The following is a 17107-nucleotide window of genomic DNA, read 5'->3' as shown; positions in this document are numbered from 1 at the left end:
TCCGGCCACATCCGAGTCACGCGTCCCTCCAAGGGTCCCGAAGCACCCGCTGTGGCCGAGACCCGCCGTCAGGCGCCCGCGCCGAGTTCGCGAACCGCCTCCGCGAACGCGTCACCGCGCTGGTTGTAATTGGCGAACATGTCCATCGAGGCACAGGCAGGTGCCAGGAGCACCGTGTCCCCGGCGACGGCGAGTCGCCGGGCCTCCTGGACTGCCGCGAGCATCGCCCCAGTGTCGGTCCGGTCGACGTCGACGACGGGTACTTCCGGCGCGTGTCGCGCCAGGGCTTCACGGATCAGGCCACGATCGGCGCCGATGAGCACGGCCGCGCGCAGCCGCCCCGCGGACTTGGCGACCAGTTCCTCGAAGACGGCGCCCTTGGCGAGCCCGCCCGCGATCCAGACGATGGACCCGTACGCCGCCAACGACGCTTCCGCCGCGTGCGTGTTGGTGGCCTTGGAGTCGTCGACGTAGGCGACCCCGTCCACGTCCGCCACATGCGCGATGCGGTGGGCGTCCGGAGTGAAGGCCCGCAGGCCGTCCCGTACGGCCTTGGCGGGCACCCCGTAGGCCCGGGCGAGGGCCGCCGCCGCAAGGGCGTTGGCGATGTTGTGCGGGGCCGGCGGGTTGACGTCGGAGACCTCGGCGAGCTCCTGGGCGTTCTTCTGGCGGTTCTCCACGAAGGCGCGGTCGACGAGGATGCCGTCGACGACGCCGAGTTGGGAGGGGGCCGGGCTGCCGAGGGTGAAGCCGATGGCCCGGCAGCCCTCCTCGACGTCCGCCTCGCGCACCAGGTCCTCGGTGGCCTTGTCGGCGACGTTGTAGACACAGGCGACGCGATTGCCCTCGTAGATACGGCCCTTGTCGGCGGTGTACGCCTCCATCGAGCCGTGCCAGTCGAGGTGGTCGGGCGCGATGTTCAGCACGGCCGCCGAGTGCGCCCGGAGGGAGGGCGCCCAGTGCAGCTGGTAGCTGGACAGCTCCACGGCGAGGACGTCGTACCGCTCGTCGCCGAGCACCGCGTCGAGCAGTGAGACGCCGATGTTGCCCACGGCGGCGGTGCGCAGACCGGCCGCCTTGAGGATCGAGGCGAGCATCTGGACGGTCGTGGTCTTGCCGTTGGTACCGGTGACGGCGAGCCAGGGGGCGGCGTCCGGGCCGCGCAGCCGCCAGGCGAGCTCGACGTCGCCCCAGATCTCGAGGCCCGCGGCACGGGCCGCGGCGAACAGCGGCTTGTCCGGCTTCCAGCCGGGCGCGGTGACGACGAGGTCGGTGCCTTCGGGCAGGGTCGCCCCGTCACCGAGTCGGACGGCGATACCGAGCGCCTCCAACTCGGCGGCCTGCTCACGCGCGCGTGCGTCGTCGCCGTCGTTGACGACCGTGACGTTCGCCCCGCGCGCGTGCAGCACCTTGGCCGCCGGGATCCCGGAGACGCCGAGTCCGGCGACGGTGACGTTCTTCCCCTGCCAGTCGGTCACTTGTCCGCTGCCCATCCCGCGTAGAAGAGGCCCAGTCCGACGATCACACACATGCCCTGGATGATCCAGAAGCGGACCACCACAAGGACTTCGGACCACCCCTTGTGTTCAAAGTGGTGCTGCAGCGGGGCGATGCGGAAGACGCGCTTGCCGGTGAGGCGGAACGAGCCGACCTGGATGACCACCGACATGGTGATCAGGACGAAGAGGCCGCCGAGCAGGGCGAGGAGCAGCTCGGTGCGCGAGCAGATCGCGAGGCCGGCGAGGGCGCCGCCGAGCGCGAGCGAACCGGTGTCGCCCATGAAGATCTTGGCGGGCGAGGTGTTCCACCACAGGAAGCCGAAGCAGGCGCCCATCAGCGCGGAGGCCACGATCGCGAGGTCGAGCGGGTCACGCACCTCGAAACAGGCCGAGGGGTTCGTCAGCGTCGTCGCGTTGGCGCAGGACTCCTGGAACTGCCAGACACCGATGAAGGTGTACGCGCCGAACACCATCACCGAGGCGCCGGTCGCCAGACCGTCGAGGCCGTCGGTGAGGTTCACGCCGTTCGACATGGCCAGGATCATGAACAGCGCCCAGACCACGAACAGGACCGGGCCGATCGACCAGCCGAAGTCCTGCACGAACGAAATCTTCGTGGAGGCAGGAGTGTTGCCGCGGGTGTCCGCGAACTGCAGGGCGAGCACCGCGAAGGTGATGCCGACGATCAGCTGGCCGGCCATCTTCGCCTTGGCCCGCAGACCGAGCGAACGCCGCTTGATGATCTTGATGTAGTCGTCGATGAAGCCGACGAGGCCCATGCCCGCCATCATGAAGAGCACCAGGAGACCCGAGAACGTGGTAGGCGCTCCCGTGATCAGCTTCGTCGCGAAGTACGCGATGACCGTCGCCAGGATGAAGGCGATTCCGCCCATCGTCGGCGTTCCGCGCTTGCTGGCATGCCCACGCGGGCCGTCGTCGCGGATGTACTGCCCGTAGCCCTTCTTGGCGAGCAGCTTGATGAGCAGCGGGGTGCCGATCAGGGTCAGGAAGAGCCCGATGGCACCGGAGAACAGGATCTGCCTCATCGGCCGGAGACCTCACCCTCGAGCAGTGCGAGCACGACCTGCTCCAGGCCCACCGACCTGGAAGCCTTCACGAGCACGACGTCTCCCGTGCGCAGCTCGCTGCGCAGCAGGTCGACAGCCGCCTGTGCGTCGGACACGTGCACCGACTCCTCACCCCACGAACCCTCGTTGTATGCGCCCAGTTGCAGCCAGGACGCTTCCCTGTCCCCGACCGCGACGAGCTTGCTCACGTTGAGACGGACGGCGAGCCGTCCGACAGCGTCGTGTTCGGTCAGCGCCTCGTCACCGAGCTCGGCCATCTTGCCGAGCACCGCCCACGTCCGGCGGCCCTTGGCCATGGCGGCCAGGGCACGCAGCGCGGCCCGCATGGATTCTGGGTTCGCGTTGTAGGCGTCGTTGACGATGGTCACGCCGTCCGGGCGCTCGGTGACCTCCATCCGCCAGCGTGAGAGGGAGCCCGCTTCGGAGAGCGCGGTGGCGATCTCTTCCGCGGACATGCCCAGCTCATGGGCGACGGCGGCCGCGGCGAGCGCGTTCGACACGTGGTGCTCACCGTACAGGCGCATGGTCACATCACTGCACCCGGAGGGTGTGTGAAGCACGAAGGAGGGCTGTCCGCTGTCCGTGAGTCGCACGTTCTCGGCGCGAACGTCCGCTTCGCCGGACTCTCCGAATAGGAGCACTTTCGCCTTCGTACGGGACGCCATGGCCCGTACGAGGGGATCGTCGGCGTTGAGAATCGCGGCGCCGCCGTCTTCCGACGGAGGCAGGCCCTCGACGAGCTCTCCCTTGGCCTGCGCGATCTGCTCGCGGCCGCCGAACTCGCCGATGTGCGCGGTGCCGACGTTGAGCACGACGCCGATCCTCGGGGGCGTCAGATCGGTGAGATAGCGGATGTGGCCGACGCCGCGGGCGCCCATCTCCAGGACCAGGAACCTGGTGTCCTCGGTGGCGCTGAGGGCGGTGAGCGGCAGCCCGATCTCGTTGTTGAAGGAGCCCGGCGTCCACACGGTCGGCGCCCTGTGCTGGAGCACCTGGGCGATCAGGTCCTTGGTGCTGGTCTTGCCCACCGAGCCGGTCAGGGCGACGAGGGTCGCGCCGAGCCGGCGTACGACATGACGGGCGAGGGCGCCGAGGGCCTTCTGGACGTCCGGCACGACGATCGCGGGCACGCCGACGGGGCGCGAGCCCAGTACGGCGGCCGCGCCGGCCGCGACGACGGCCTGAGCGAAGTCGTGGCCGTCCACGCGCTCGCCGACGAAGGCTACGAAGAGGCTGCCGGGCTCCACTTCTCGGGAGTCCCGGACGACGGATCCGGTGATCTGGACGGACGGATCCGGTATGTCGTGTGTCTGCCCGCCGACGACTTCTGCGATCTCGGCGAGAGAGAGGGCGATCACAAGTTCATCCCTGGGTCTTCTGGATAGCTGCGCGAAGCACCTGGCGGTCGTCGAAGGGACGGACCACTCCGGCGATGTCCTGGCCCTGCTCATGCCCCTTGCCGGCGACCAGCACGGTGTCTCCGGGCTGTGCGCGGGCGACGGCCGCGGCGATCGCGGCGGCCCGGTCCTCGAAGACCTGGACCTCGCCGCGCTCGTGTGCTGGTACGGACGCCGCGCCCTGGAGCATGGTTGCGAGGATCGCGAGGGGGTCCTCGGAGCGGGGGTTGTCGGAGGTCAGTACGGCGGTGTCGGCGAGCCGGGCCGCGGCGGCGCCCATCGGGGCGCGCTTGGTCTGGTCCCGGTCGCCGCCGCAGCCGAGCACCACGTGCAGGCTGCCCTCGGTGACCTTGCGCAGCGCCTTGAGCACCGACTCGACGGCGTCGGTCTTGTGGGCGTAGTCGACGACCGCGAGATACGGCTGCCCGGCGTCCACCCGCTCCAGACGGCCCGGCACGCCCGGCACGGCGGCGACGCCGTCGGCGGCGGTCTGCGCGTCGAGGCCGGCGGCGGCGAGGGCGACGATCGCGGCGAGGGTGTTGGCCACGTTGAAGGGGCCCGGCAGCGGCGAAGTGGCGGCGATCCGCTCGTCCTTGGGCCCGATCACGGTGAACGTCGAGTCCAGGGGGCCGATTTCCACGTCCTCGGCGCGCCAGTCGGCGTCGGGGTGGCCCTCGGCGGAGTAGGTGACGACCGGGACGGTGGCTTCCTTGGCGAGCCTGCGGCCGTACTCGTCGTCGAGGTTGACGACGCCGAACCTGCTGCGCCTGGGGGTGAACAGCTGCGCCTTGGCCCGGAAGTAGTCCTCCATGTCGGAGTGGAACTCCATGTGCTCCGGGCTGAGGTTGGTGAAGACCGCGATGTCGAAGACGCAGCCGTCGACCCGGCCGAGGACCAGGGCGTGGCTGGAGACCTCCATGGCGACCGCCTCGACGCCGCGCTCGCGCATGACGGCGAACAGGGCCTGGAGGTCGGTGGCCTCCGGGGTGGTGCGCTCGGACTTGATGCGCTCGTCGCCGATGCGCATCTCGACCGTGCCGATGAGACCGGTGGCCTTGCTCGTCCGGAGCCCGCCCTCGATGAGGTAGGCGGTGGTGGTCTTGCCGGAGGTGCCGGTCATGCCGATCTGCAGCAGGTCGCGGCCGGGGTGGCCGTAGATCGTGGCCGCCAGTTCGCCCATCCGGCCCCGTGGGTCCTCGACGACCAGGACCGGCAGCCCGGTCGCGGCGGCGCGCTCGGCGCCGGTCGGGTCGGTCAGCACGGCGGCCGCGCCGAGGCCCGCGGCCTGCGTGACGAAGTCGGCGCCGTGCAGGCGGGCGCCCGGGAGGGCGGCGTACAGGTCGCCGGGCCGGACGGCGCGCGAGTCATGGGTGATGCCCGTGACCTCGGCGGGGGTGTCCGCGGGTTCCGGCGCGGGGACACCCAGCTGGTCGGCGAGTTCCGCGAGGGGTGCGGCGGTGACCCGCGCCGGCCTGGGCAGCCCGGGGTATGTCACGGGATGCCCCTTCTGGGTGGTTTGGGACTGATCAGCGTGTGGCACGGCGGTGAGCGTACCGGGCGCACCCCCTTGCGAGCTAAAGAGGGGCCCGCGCGCAGTGCGGTCCGGCAAGGGCGGTGGTGGGAGACGGGCGGGCGAGGGGCGGGGGCTGCCCTGGTTCCCAGGGTCGGGGGTGATCGTGGTCACGGGGTGGTTCCTGTGGCTGCTCGGTGCTGATCAGGGTGGTCAATTGAAGGCGACCGGGAGCTTCGCGGGCTTGGCGCCGGTCGGCGGGACCTGCAGGGTCTTCAGCGCGAACTCCATCACCTGCTTGTAGATGGGGCCGCAGATCTGGCCGCCGAAGTAGTTGCCCTGGGTGGCGTTCTGGATGGCGCAGTAGACCGTGATCCGGGGCTTGTCGGCGGGTGCGAAGCCGGCGAACGACGAGGTGTAGCCGCGGTACTTTCCGGTGGCCGGATCCACTCGGTTCGCCGTACCCGTCTTGCCCGCGACCCGGTAGCCGGGGATGCGCGCCTTGTTGCCGGTGCCCTCCTCGTCGTCCACGACCGACTCCAGCATCTGGGCGAGGGTCTTCGCCGTCTTGGCGCTGATGACGCGGGTCTTCTTGGGCTTCGGGGCCTCGGTGAACTTCCCGTCGGGTCCCTCGGTGCCGCGTACGAGCGTGGGTTCGATGCGAACGCCGCCGTTGGCGATCGTCGAGTAGACGGAGGCCGCCTGCATCGCGTTGATGGACACACCCTGGCCGAAAGGAATCGTGTACTGCTGCGAAGTCGACCACTTGTCGGGGGCGGCGAGGATGCCCGGGGTCTCGCCGGGGAAGTCGAGGCCGGTGTGGCTGCCGAGGCCGAACTTGCGCAGGTAGTCGTAGAGGACCTTGTTGGCCTGCGCCTGGGTCTTGCCGAGCTGGCCGGTGGCGAGGATGGTGCCGATGTTGCTGGACTTGGCGAGCACGCCGTTGAGCGTGAGGTACCAGGTCTCGTGGTCGATGTCGTCCTTGAACAGCCGGTCGCCGCGGTGCAGCCGGTTGGGCACGATGACATGGGTGCCGGGCGTGGCCACGCCCTCCTCCAGTACGGCGGCCATGGACATGACCTTCGCGGTGGAGCCGGGCTCGTAGGCGTCCTGGAGGGCCGCGTTGCCCATGTTGGCGCTGCTGGCCTCGGAGAGGTCGTTCGGGTCGAAGCCGGGTGAGTTGGCCATGGCGAGGATCTCGCCGGTGCGGGTGTCCTGGACGATCACATAGCCGCGGTCCGCCCGGGACTCGGCGACCTGCTTGGAGATCGCGTTCTGCGCGGCCCACTGGATGTCGCGGTCGATGGTGAGCTCGACGTCGCTGCCGGGCACGGCGGGCGTCTCGGTGGAGTTCACCGTGGGGACCTGGCGGCCGCCGGACTGGGCGTAGCGGATCTCGCCGTCCTTGCCGGCCAGCTCCGTGTTCAGCTGCTGCTCGATGCCGCCGCCGCCCTTGCCTGCGGCGTTGACCCAGCCCAGTATCCCGGCGGCGAGATCCCCGTTGGGGTACACGCGCTTGCTGCTGGCGACCGACAGCACCCCGGCGAGGACGTTCACCGTGCTCTTGTCGGTCTCGGCCTTGGTGGCCAGCGCGTTCTTCAGGTCCTTGATCTGCTTCCAGACCTGCGGGGTCTGGCGGCTGGCCAGCAGGGTGTAGCGCAGGTTCTTGTTCGCGGGCCGCAGCTTCCTGACGATCTTCTCCGGCTCCTGGCCGAGGATCGGCGCGAGCAGGGCGGCCGCCTGCTCGGGGCCGTCGTCGATCTTGAGCTGCTCGCGGGAGAACAGCGTGGGGTCGGCCGTGATGTCGTACGCGTCCACGCTGGTCGCGAGCGCCACGCCGTTGCGGTCGGTGATGCCGCCGCGCTCGGCGGCCAGGGTGTAGCCGACGTAGCGGTTCTTCTCGGCCTTGGCGGCGTAGGTGCTCGCGTCGACGCCCTGCACCTGGAGCAGCCGCAGCACGAACGCGATCAGTACGAGGGCCAGGGCGAGGCCGACCATGCGCAGCCGGGGGCGGGGGCTGCCGAGCCGGATCGTGCCGGCGGCCCCGGGGCGCGGCCGGGCCGGGCGGCGGGCCGGGCGGGAGCCGGGGCCCGGTCGCCGCTGGCCGCCGCCGGAGCGGGCGGGTCCGGGCACGCGGCGGCGCGGCGGTTGCCTGGAGGAATTCTCGGCCACTTCCCTCACCTGCCGGAGGTCGGATACATGCAAGACACAGCACAAACCCCAGAACACGGCCCCACCAAGCGCACGCGGCGGCGCGGTGGTTGCCTTGGGGAGTTTTCGACCACTTCCGTCACCTGCCGGGGGTCGGGTACGCGGAGGACGGGGCGGATGGGGCGGATGGGGCGGGACCGCCGGGTGCGCCCTGCGGGACGGCTTGGGGCGCCGCGGGCGGTCCGGCCGGGGTCTGGGACGCGTCGGGCGGGGCGGTGGTGGGGGTCGGGCTGGGCGCCGGGAGCGGCACGGGCGCGTCGGGGAGGGCCTCGGGGGCGAGGACGACGGGGCTGCGGCCGGCGAGCTGCCCGGCGGGGGCGGTGCTGGGGACGCCCTTGACCGTGCCGTCCGGGTTGAGGAAGGCGGGGTCGCCGCCGGGGACCATGCCGAGTTCCCGGGCGCGGCGCTGGAGGGCGTCGGGGGCGGAGTAGGCGTCGATGTCCCGCTGGAGGGACTGCTCCTCGTCGGTGAGGGCCTTCGTCTCCTTCTGGATGTCGTCGAGCTTGAAGGCGCCCTCGCTCAGGGCGGAGTTCAGCATGAGGAGCCCGATGAGGCCGCCGCCGAGGAGGACGACGACGAGGAGGACGAAGGGGGCGCGGGCGGCCTGCCCGGCGCCCGGGGGGAAGAGCCGCGCGAGCCGGGCGGCCCGCCCTCTCAGTTCGGGTTTCCTGCTCACTGCCCCTCCCCCGGGTCCGGTTTTCCCGCCCATGGGTTCGAGTCCTGGACCCGCCAGGCCCGCCCCTGCCCCACGCCGCTCATTCGATGGACTCCCTGATGCGCTCGGCACCGCGCAGACGCGCGGGTGCCGCGCGCCGGTTCTCGGCGACCTCTTCCTCGGTGGGAAGTTCGGCACCGCGCGTCAGCAGCTTGAGCCGCGGCTGGTACTGCTCGGGGACGACGGGCAGCCCCGGCGGCGCGGTGGTGGCGGCGCCGGCCGCGAACACCTGCTTGACCAGCCGGTCCTCCAGCGAGTGGTACGACAGCACCGCGATCCGCCCGCCGACGGCGAGAGCGGCCACGGCGGCCGGGATCGCCCGCTCCAGGACGGACAGCTCGCCGTTCACCTCGATGCGCAGCGCCTGGAAGGTGCGCTTGGCCGGGTTGCCGCCGGTGCGCTTGGCGGCCTGCGGCAGCGCGTCGCGGATCAGCTCCACGAGCCGGGCGCTGTTGCTGAACGGCTCCTTCTCCCGCTCGCGCACGATGGCGGCCACGATCCGCTTGGCCTGCTTCTCCTCGCCGTACGCGCGCAGGATCCGCACCAGCTCACCGGCCGGGTAGGTGTTGAGGACCTCGGCGGCGCTGATGCCGGCCGTCTGGTCCATGCGCATGTCGAGGGGGGCGTCCTGGGCGTAGGCGAAGCCGCGGTCGGCCTCGTCGAGCTGCATGGAGGAGACGCCGAGGTCGAACAGGACGCCCTGTACGCGCGGGATGCCGAGCCTGGCCAGGACCTCCGGGAGCTCGTCGTAGACGGCGTGCACGAGGGTCGCGCGCTCGCCGTACGGGCCGAGCCGCTCGGCGGACAGGCGCAGGGCCTCCTTGTCGCGGTCCAGGGCGACGAGCCGGGCCTCGGGGAACCGCGTCAGAAGGGCCTCGCTGTGGCCGCCGAGCCCGAGCGTGCAGTCGACGACCACCGCTCCCGGCCGCTGCAGGGCGGGGGCCAACAGGTCCAGGCACCGCTGGAGCATCACCGGGACATGTCGACGCTGACTCAAGGGGCCCTCTCAGATCCGGCGGGGCCGTACGCACCGCCGGGTCCCCGCCCGCTCGTGAAGGGGAGGCCTGCCGGCGCCGGAAGCGTCAGCCGGCCGGGAGCGGGAGGAGGCCGAGCCGTACGTACGCGCCGCGCACGCGGGGAGACCTTCGGAGAAATCGCCGGGGTCTCCTTGGAAAAACAGTCCAGCAGGGAGTCTCGCCTCCCGCTTCGCGTCACTTTAGTCCACCCTGTCTTCCGGTCAATCAACCGACCTGCGCGTCGCGAACCCCCTGTGCGTTACCTCACACGCCGCACGTGATGACGCTCTTTTTCCCTTCTCACGACAGGACCGCGAGAGCCGTGACCAGTACCGTCATGAATATGACGACTTCCGCATCTGTTCCCACCGAGCCCGAAGGCGCCATACGCGGCGGTACGGTGACCGACCGCCTCGTCGACGCGAACGAGCGGTACGCCTCCGCCTTCACCGACCCCGGGATGGACGCCCGTCCCGTCCTGCACGTCGCCGTCGTGGCCTGCATGGACGCCCGTCTCGACCTGCACGCCGCGCTGGGCCTGGAGCTCGGCGACTGCCACACCATCCGCAACGCGGGCGGCGTCGTCACCGACGACGTGATCCGCTCCCTGACCATCAGCCAGCGGGCGCTGGGCACCCGCAGTGTGGTCCTCATCCACCACACCGGCTGCGGCCTGGAGACCCTCACCGAGGACTTCCGGCACGACCTGGAGATGGAGGTCGGCCAGCGGCCCGCCTGGGCGGTGGAGTCCTTCCGGGACGTCGACCAGGACGTTCGGCAGTCGATGCAGCGGGTGCGCACCTCGCCGTTCCTGCTGCACACCGACGATGTGCGCGGCTTCGTCTTCGACGTGCGGACGGGCCTGCTGCGCGAGATCGACCCCACGTAACCATCCGCCGCACCTGTCGTTTCGCTGTCAATCTGCGCCCGGGCGCGCCCAAAAGGCCGTAAGACCCGACATATCGCAGGCAGTTGTCCACAGTCGAGTGACACGAATCGGTAACGGCAGCAAGAATGCGGGTGTGACAACACGCAGAACTCTTCACGCGTGGTGTCCGAGTTCCAGGGGTGGGCCGGTCCGCGCATCGCGTCGGCCCGGAAAGAACGGGCCGAGGAGGGCCGGGTGACGACCTATGACGATCGAGCGAGCCTCACTGATCTGACTGCCACTGTGGAGCGGGTCCGCAGTTCGGTGGAGGGTGTGATCGAGGGCAAGCCCGAGGTCGTACGGCTTTCGCTGACCGTACTGCTCGCCGAGGGACATCTTCTGATCGAGGATGTTCCCGGTGTGGGCAAGACGATGCTGGCGAAGGCGCTGGCGCGGTCCATCGACTGTTCGGTAAGGCGTATCCAGTTCACACCGGACCTGCTGCCCTCGGACATCACGGGTGTGTCCATCTGGGACCAGCAGCGCAAGGACTTCGAGTTCAAGCCCGGCGCGATCTTCGCGCAGATCGTGATCGGCGACGAGATCAACCGCGCCTCGCCGAAGACGCAGTCCGCGCTCCTGGAGTCCATGGAGGAGCGCCAGGTCACGATCGACGGGCAGACCTACGAGCTGCCGAGCCCCTTCATGGTGGTCGCCACGCAGAACCCGGTCGAGATGGAGGGCACCTACCCGCTGCCCGAGGCCCAGCGCGACCGCTTCATGGCCCGTGTCTCCGTCGGCTACCCCAGCGTGGAGGCCGAGCTGCAGATGCTGGACGTGCACGGAGGTGTCTCCCCGCTGGAGGACCTGCAGCCGGTGGCGCACGCGCACGACATCGTGAAGCTGATCGACGCGGTGCGCGGCGTGCATGTCGCCGAGCCGGTCCGCCGGTACGCGGTGGACCTGGTCGCGGCCACCCGCACCCACCCCGATCTCAGACTCGGCGCCTCCCCGCGCGCGACGCTGCATCTGCTGCGCGCAGCGAAGGCGTCGGCGGCCCTGAGCGGCCGGGAGTACGCGCTCCCGGACGACGTGCAGGCCCTCGCTGTGGCCGTCCTGGCGCACCGTCTGCTGCCCACCGCGCAGGCCCAGCTCAACCGGCGCACCTCCGAGCAGGTCGTCCAGGAGATCCTCCAGCGCACCCCGGTGCCCGCCGCGCCGCAGCAGCAGAGCGGCTTGGGCGGCCTGAGCCGCGGCACCGCGTCGTACGGCCAGCAGCCGCCGCGGAGGCTGTGATGACCTCCGGCAGTACGGGCCAGACCGAGGCGGACCGCGGCGACCAGAGCGGCATCCGCACCGCCCTGGCCGGTCTGACCACGCGCGGCCGCTCCTTCCTCGCCGCCGGGGTCGCGGCCGCCGTCTGCGCCTACGTCCTGGGCCAGAGCGACCTGCTGCGCGTCGGACTGCTGCTCGCGGTGCTGCCACTGGTCTGCGCGGCGGTGCTGTACCGCACCCGCTACCGGGTCGCGGGCAGCCGCCGGCTCTCCCCCGCGCGCGTGCCCGCGAGCAGCGAGGCCCGGGTGCATCTGCGGATGGACAACGTCTCCCGGCTGCCCACCGGCCTGCTGATGCTCCAGGACCGGGTGCCCTACGTCCTCGGCCCGCGTCCCCGCTTCGTGCTCGACCGGGTCGAGCCGGGCGGCCGCCGCGAGGTGTCCTACCGGGTCCGCTCCGACCTGCGCGGCCGCTATCCGCTGGGCCCGCTGCAACTGCGCCTGAGCGACCCGTTCGGCATGTGCGAGCTGACCCGCTCCTTCTCCACGTACGACACCCTCACGGTCATCCCGCGGGTGGAGCCGCTGCCGCCGGTGCGCTTCAGCGGGGAGGCGAAGGGGTACGGCGACGGCCGGCAGCGCTCGCTCGCGCTGGCCGGCGAGGACGACGTGATCCCGCGCGGCTACCGCTACGGCGACGACCTGCGCCGCGTCCACTGGCGCTCCACCGCGCGCTACGGCGAGCTGATGGTGCGCCGCGAGGAGCAGCCGCAGCGCTCCCGGTGCACGGTGCTCCTTGACACCCGGGGCCTGGCCTTCCAGGGCGCGGGCCCGGACTCGGCCTTCGAGTGGGCGGTGTCGGGCACGGCGTCCGTACTGGTGCACATGCTGGAGCGGGGCTTCTCCGTCCGGCTGCTGACCGACACCGGCAGCTCGGTGCCCGGCGAGGGCGCCGACGGGTTCGCGGGCGCCAACCAGGAGTCGGCGGACGCGGCCGGGCTGATGATGGACACCCTCGCGGTGATCGACCACTCCGACGGCACGGGTCTGTCGCGGGCGTACGACGTGCTGCGCGGCGGCAACGAGGGGCTGCTGGTCGGCTTCTTCGGCGACCTCGACGAGGAGCAGGCGGCGGTGGCCGCCAAGATGCGGCAGCGCAGCGGGGGCGCGGTGGCGTTCGTGTTGGACAGCGGGGCCTGGGTGCGGGAACCGACGGATGTGCCCGGCGCGTTGGACAGGAGCGAGGAGCGGCTGCGGATGCTGCGGGAGGCGGGCTGGACGGCCCTGAGCGTGCCGCGGGGCGCTTCGCTGAACGACCTGTGGCGCCAGGCGGACCGAGCGCGTACGGACGCCGCGGCGGCCGGTGGCGTGCGGGGCGAGGGGGGAGCGGCATGAGCGGGCGGACACGGATGGCGCTGTGCGCCGCGGCGGCCACGCTGATGGCCTCGTGCGCCCTGCTGCCGCTGGTCTCCCCGGTCACCTGGCTGATGCAGGCGGTCTTCCTGCTGGCGATCCAGACGAGCGTGGGCATGGCGGCCCGACGGGTGCCGCTGGCCCGTCCCCTGACGGTGGCCGCGCAGGCGCTGGTCGCGCTGATGCTGCTGACCCTGACCTTCGCCAACCAGCAGGCGATCATCGGGGTGATCCCCGGGCCGGAGGCCTTCCGGCACTTCGCCGACCTGCTGCAGACCGGCGGGGACGACGTCAGCCGGTACTCGATCCCGGCGCCGCTGTCCGACGGCATCCGGCTGATGCTGATCGGCGGGGTCCTCGTCATCGGCCTGGCGGTGGACACCCTCGCGGTGACGTTCCGCAGCGCCGCGCCGGCCGGGCTGCCCCTGCTGGCGCTGTACTCCGTGGCGGCGGGACTGTCCGACGGCGGTGCGGACTGGCTGTGGTTCCTGGTCGCCGCCATGGGCTATCTGATGCTGCTCCTGGCCGAGGGCCGCGACCGGCTCTCGCAGTGGGGCCGGGTCTTCGGCGGGGCGCCCCGGACGCCGGGCGGGGAACCCACCGGCGCGGTGGCACCGGTCCGCACCGGGCGCCGTATCGGCGTGGTCGCGCTGGGCATCGCCCTGGTGGTGCCGCTCGCCCTGCCCGCCATGAACGGCGGGCTGCTGGACGCCGCCGGCGCGGGTGTGGGCCCGGGCAGCGGCAGGGGCGGCACGGTCTCCGCGGTGAACCCGCTGGTGTCACTGCGCGACAGTCTGAACGTGGACGAGGACCGCGAGGTCATGTCCCTGAAGACCAACACGGCGGACCTGTCGAACCTGTACCTGCGGATCGTGTCCCTGGACGACTTCGACGGCACCACCTGGGAGCCGGCCAAGCGCAACATCGAGGCCGTCCCCGACAAGTTCCCCACGCCCATCGGCCTGGGCCCGGACGTCCGGCGCGCGGAGGTCGAGACGACCATCTCGGCGGCGGACTGGTACGCCCAGAACTGGCTGCCGATGCCATACCCGCCGAGCGGTGTGGACATCGACGGCAGGTGGCGGTACGAACCGCTGGGCATGACGGTGGTCGGCGATCGCCGCCAGACCACGCGCGGGGCGACGTACACCGTGCGCAGCCTCGATGTGCAGCCGACGGCGGAGCAGCTCGCCGACGCGCCGGAGCCGCCGGCCGCGCTGAAGCGCGAGTTCACCGAGCTGCCCGGCTCGCTGCCCGCGGTGGTCGCCGAGACCGCGCGCGAGGTCACCAAGGGCGCGACCAGCCACTACCAGCAGGCGGTCAAGCTCCAGGACTACTTCGCCATCACGGGCGGCTTCCAGTACGACACCAACGTCAAGGTCGGCAGCGGCCGCACGGCGATCGCCCGGTTCCTGCGGGACAAGCAGGGCTTCTGCGTCCACTTCTCGTTCGCGATGGCGGCGATGGCCCGCTCGCTGGACATACCGGCGCGGGTCGCGGTGGGCTTCGCGCCCGGTACCCCGCAGGGCGACAACTCCGTCTCGGTGGGGCTGAGGGACGCGCACGCCTGGCCCGAGCTGTACTTCGAGGGCGTGGGCTGGACCCGCTTCGAGCCGACGCCGACCCGTGGCTCGGCGCCGTCGTACACCCTGTCGGACACGCCGGGCTCGACGGTCCCGGACGTGGCGCGGCCCTCGCAGTCGACGAGCACCGGGCCCTCCGCCACCCCCTCGACCAGCGAGAGCTGCGCCGGGCAGAACCCGCAGCTGTGCGCGAGCGAGTCGCCTCAGGCCGCGCTGCCGTCCGGCGGTGACGGCCCGAAGTGGTACGTCCTGCTGGCGTGGGTGCTCGGTGGCGCGGCGGCGCTGCTGATCCCCTCGGCGCCGATGCTGTGGCGGCTACGGACGAGAGCGGTGAGGCTGGGGGCACATGGGCGTACGGAGGCGGACATACCGCTGCACGCCCTGGCGGTCTGGCAGGAACTGACCGACACCGCCTGGGACTTCGGCATCCCGCCGGACGACTCCCAGACGCCCCGCAAGACCGCCGCCCGCATCGTCCGGCTGGGCCACCTCGACCCCCCGGCGGCGGCCTCGGTCCATCGAGTCGCCGACGCGGTCGAACAGGTCCTCTACGCCCCGAGTCCCCGTCCGACGGCCGGCCTCGCGGAGGACGTCCGCCGTGTGCGGTCCGACCTGCGGTCCAAGGCCACATGGACGACGAAGGTGCGCGCCCTGCTGGCGCCACGGTCCAGCGTGCGGGTGGTCTGGGCGCTGTCGGAGTGGTGGACCGACGTCAAGCGCCGCGCGATCGCGGCCCGACCGACGCTGCGCCGGCCTTCGACTCCGGGGCAGCAGGGGTGACGGTGCGCCGGGGCTGAGTCCCCGGCCACACGCACCAGGGCATACATCAGGGGGTGACCACCGGCCGGTGGTCACCCCCTGCGTCTGTTCAGGAGCTGCTCGTCGAGCTAGTGGCCGCCCTGTTCGTCACGGCGACGCTGCCAGCGCTGTTCGATGCGGTCCATCAGGCCGCGCTTCTGACGTGGCTGGCGGCGAGCCTGCGGCCCTGCCCCCGCGGCGGGCTGTTCGCCCGGCTTGGGGGCCTTGCGCCAACCGGTCACGGCGAGTACCGCACAGCCCAGCATGACGAGGAAGCCCACCACGCTGAGCCACACCTGCTTGGCGACCATTCCAGCCATGAGGAGCGCGATACCTACGAGGAAGCCCGCGACCGCCTGGTAGACCCGTCGCCGGGTGTACGTACGCAGCCCGCTTCCCTCAAGCGCTGTCGCGAACTTGGGATCTTCGGCGTACAGCGCTCGCTCCATCTGCTCGAGCATTCGCTGCTCGTGCTCCGAGAGCGGCACGGAGTCCTCCTCATCGTGCAGTCGCCGGGGCGACCCGGGGGTCCCTTCAGGATAGGCAGGGAATCGCCCCCGTGAAACCCGCCCCTCTACGCCAATTGGCCAACCGGGCCCCGGCATGGGCGCCCCGGCTCGCTGAGATCTTCATTCCCCAGCGGCCGACCCGTCATGCCGGAACGGTCTCCCTCGATCATACGGCGCTGAGCGCTCGATCGGGGGGCCTGTGGCGTACTCCATGTGCAGCCAAGTCCCTGATCAAGGCGTACCCTCACGGTCCGCTCGCAGAGGGCGGCTCAGGCCTCCGCGGTCTCCCCCGTCTCGCCGAGCACATGCAGCTGGGTGGCCACGGCGTGGAAGGCGGACAGCTCGGCCGCCGCCTCCTCCAGCTTCAGCAGCGCCTCCAGCGCCCCCGGCTCGGTGTCCACCAGCACCCCGGGGACCAGGTCGGCGAAGACCCGCACCCCGTGCACGGCGCCGACCCTGAGCCCGGCCCGCTCGACGAGCCCGGTGAGCTGGTCGGCGGTGAACCGGCGCGGCATGGGGTCGCCGTGGCCCCAGCGGCCGTCGGGGTCCTCCAGGGCCTGCTTGGCCTCCTTGAAGTGACCGGCGAGGGCCCGCGCCAGCACGGCACCGCCGAGACCGGCGGCGAGCAGGCTGAGGACGCCCTCGGAGCGCAGGGCGGCCACCGCGTTGCGCACGCCCTCGGCGGGGTCGTCGACGTACTCCAGGACGCCGTGGCACAGCACGACGTCGTACCCGCCGCGCTCGACCACGTCGAACAGGCCGTGGACGTCTCCCTGCACGCCCGTCACCCGGTCGGCGACCTCGGCCTCGGCGGCGCGCCGCTCCAGGGCGAAGAGCGCGTTCGGGCTGGGGTCGACGACGGTGACGCGGTGGCCGAGGCGGGCCAGGGGCACGGCGAAGTTGCCGCTGCCGCCCCCCGTGTCGAGGACGTCCAGCGCCTGACGACCCGTGGCCTTGGCCCGGCGGTCCAGGGCGTCCTGGAGCACCTCCCAGACCACGGCGGTACGGAGGGCTGCGCGGGGTCGGGAGGGGTCGGAGCGCAGCGACGCCGTTTGAGGGTGGTGGTGGGCGACGGGTGGGCGCATCGGGTCCGACACGGGGTTGACTCCTCGGCGCGGCGCCGCCGTCTGCACGGCGGAGCGAACGGGCTGCCTCCCCGGGCCCGGGTCACGGGAGCGGAAAGGCTTCAGGCGCCTTCCACCCTATTGCCTGCGACCACCCTCCCG

At 71.7% G+C, this 17107-nt stretch carries 13 protein-coding genes; 4 read left to right on the top strand and 9 right to left on the bottom strand.

Annotation, left to right across the window (positions count from 1 at the left end; translation table 11 throughout):
* Positions 1–68 precede the first annotated feature (68 nt).
* The 7 genes from murD to rsmH all read right to left on the bottom strand — a co-directional run bounded on the left by murD (position 69) and on the right by rsmH (position 9417).
* Entirely contained in the window at positions 69–1493 is a 1425-nt protein-coding gene (murD, locus tag IM697_RS11460) for a UDP-N-acetylmuramoyl-L-alanine--D-glutamate ligase (protein WP_194047209.1), read from the bottom strand.
* The gene (gene mraY / locus IM697_RS11455; protein WP_194047207.1) at positions 1475–2545 is read right to left on the bottom strand and encodes a phospho-N-acetylmuramoyl-pentapeptide-transferase; all 1071 of its coding nucleotides are present in this window, start codon (positions 2543–2545) and stop codon (positions 1475–1477) included. Before mraY ends, murD begins: the two co-directional genes overlap by 19 nt.
* Positions 2542–3945, bottom strand: a complete 1404-nt coding sequence (locus IM697_RS11450) for a UDP-N-acetylmuramoyl-tripeptide--D-alanyl-D-alanine ligase (RefSeq protein WP_194047205.1) — start codon at positions 3943–3945, stop codon at positions 2542–2544. Before IM697_RS11450 ends, mraY begins: the two co-directional genes overlap by 4 nt.
* A gap of 4 nt (positions 3946–3949) precedes the next feature.
* The gene (locus IM697_RS11445; RefSeq protein WP_194047203.1) at positions 3950–5479 is read right to left on the bottom strand and encodes a UDP-N-acetylmuramoyl-L-alanyl-D-glutamate--2,6-diaminopimelate ligase; all 1530 of its coding nucleotides are present in this window, start codon (positions 5477–5479) and stop codon (positions 3950–3952) included.
* 228 nt (positions 5480–5707) lie between these two features.
* The gene (locus tag IM697_RS11440; protein ID WP_194047201.1) at positions 5708–7666 is read right to left on the bottom strand and encodes a peptidoglycan D,D-transpeptidase FtsI family protein; all 1959 of its coding nucleotides are present in this window, start codon (positions 7664–7666) and stop codon (positions 5708–5710) included.
* A 118-nt stretch (positions 7667–7784) separates the two neighbouring features.
* Positions 7785–8381, bottom strand: a complete 597-nt coding sequence (ftsL, locus tag IM697_RS11435) for a cell division protein FtsL (protein WP_194047199.1) — start codon at positions 8379–8381, stop codon at positions 7785–7787.
* 79 nt (positions 8382–8460) lie between these two features.
* Positions 8461–9417, bottom strand: a complete 957-nt coding sequence (rsmH, locus tag IM697_RS11430; RefSeq protein WP_194047197.1) for a 16S rRNA (cytosine(1402)-N(4))-methyltransferase RsmH — start codon at positions 9415–9417, stop codon at positions 8461–8463.
* Between the two features lie 362 nt (positions 9418–9779).
* Here rsmH and IM697_RS11425 point away from each other — a divergent pair, with 362 nt between their 5' ends.
* The 4 genes from IM697_RS11425 to IM697_RS11410 all read left to right on the top strand — a co-directional run bounded on the left by IM697_RS11425 (position 9780) and on the right by IM697_RS11410 (position 15354).
* Positions 9780–10325: a beta-class carbonic anhydrase gene (locus IM697_RS11425; RefSeq protein ID WP_194047195.1), complete on the top strand. Its 546-nt coding sequence runs from the start codon at positions 9780–9782 to the stop codon at positions 10323–10325.
* Positions 10326–10559: 234 nt separating this feature from the next.
* Positions 10560–11600: an AAA family ATPase gene (locus tag IM697_RS11420; protein ID WP_194047193.1), complete on the top strand. Its 1041-nt coding sequence runs from the start codon at positions 10560–10562 to the stop codon at positions 11598–11600.
* Positions 11600–12973 carry a DUF58 domain-containing protein gene (locus tag IM697_RS11415; protein ID WP_194047191.1) on the top strand — a complete coding sequence of 458 codons (1374 nt, stop codon included), beginning with the start codon at positions 11600–11602 and terminating at the stop codon, positions 12971–12973. Before IM697_RS11420 ends, IM697_RS11415 begins: the two co-directional genes overlap by 1 nt.
* Entirely contained in the window at positions 12970–15354 is a 2385-nt protein-coding gene (locus tag IM697_RS11410; RefSeq protein ID WP_194047190.1) for a transglutaminase TgpA family protein, read from the top strand. Before IM697_RS11415 ends, IM697_RS11410 begins: the two co-directional genes overlap by 4 nt.
* Positions 15355–15461: 107 nt before the next feature.
* Here IM697_RS11410 and IM697_RS11405 read toward each other — a convergent pair whose 3' ends face one another.
* Both IM697_RS11405 and IM697_RS11400 read right to left on the bottom strand, forming a co-directional pair.
* A complete protein-coding gene (locus IM697_RS11405; protein WP_194047189.1) occupies positions 15462–15860 on the bottom strand; it encodes a DUF3040 domain-containing protein in 399 nt (132 codons plus the stop codon).
* Between the two features lie 290 nt (positions 15861–16150).
* Complete coding sequence (locus tag IM697_RS11400) at positions 16151–16978, bottom strand: class I SAM-dependent methyltransferase (RefSeq protein WP_194047188.1); 828 nt, start codon at positions 16976–16978, stop codon at positions 16151–16153.
* Positions 16979–17107 lie beyond the last annotated feature (129 nt).

It is taken from the genome of Streptomyces ferrugineus, assembly GCF_015160855.1.
Taxonomy (GTDB): domain Bacteria; phylum Actinomycetota; class Actinomycetes; order Streptomycetales; family Streptomycetaceae; genus Streptomyces; species Streptomyces ferrugineus.
The sequence above is the reverse complement of the archived record's forward strand: the minus strand, read 5'-3'. Positions and strand labels throughout refer to the sequence as shown.

Coding starts and splice junctions, on each gene's coding strand:
- mraY (WP_194047207.1), bottom strand. CDS start 2,545: ATGAGGCAGATCCTGTTCTCCGGTGCCATCGGGCTCTTCCTGACCCTG.
- murD (WP_194047209.1), bottom strand. CDS start 1,493: ATGGGCAGCGGACAAGTGACCGACTGGCAGGGGAAGAACGTCACCGTC.
- IM697_RS11425 (WP_194047195.1), top strand. CDS start 9,780: ATGACGACTTCCGCATCTGTTCCCACCGAGCCCGAAGGCGCCATACGC.
- IM697_RS11415 (WP_194047191.1), top strand. CDS start 11,600: ATGACCTCCGGCAGTACGGGCCAGACCGAGGCGGACCGCGGCGACCAG.
- IM697_RS11410 (WP_194047190.1), top strand. CDS start 12,970: ATGAGCGGGCGGACACGGATGGCGCTGTGCGCCGCGGCGGCCACGCTG.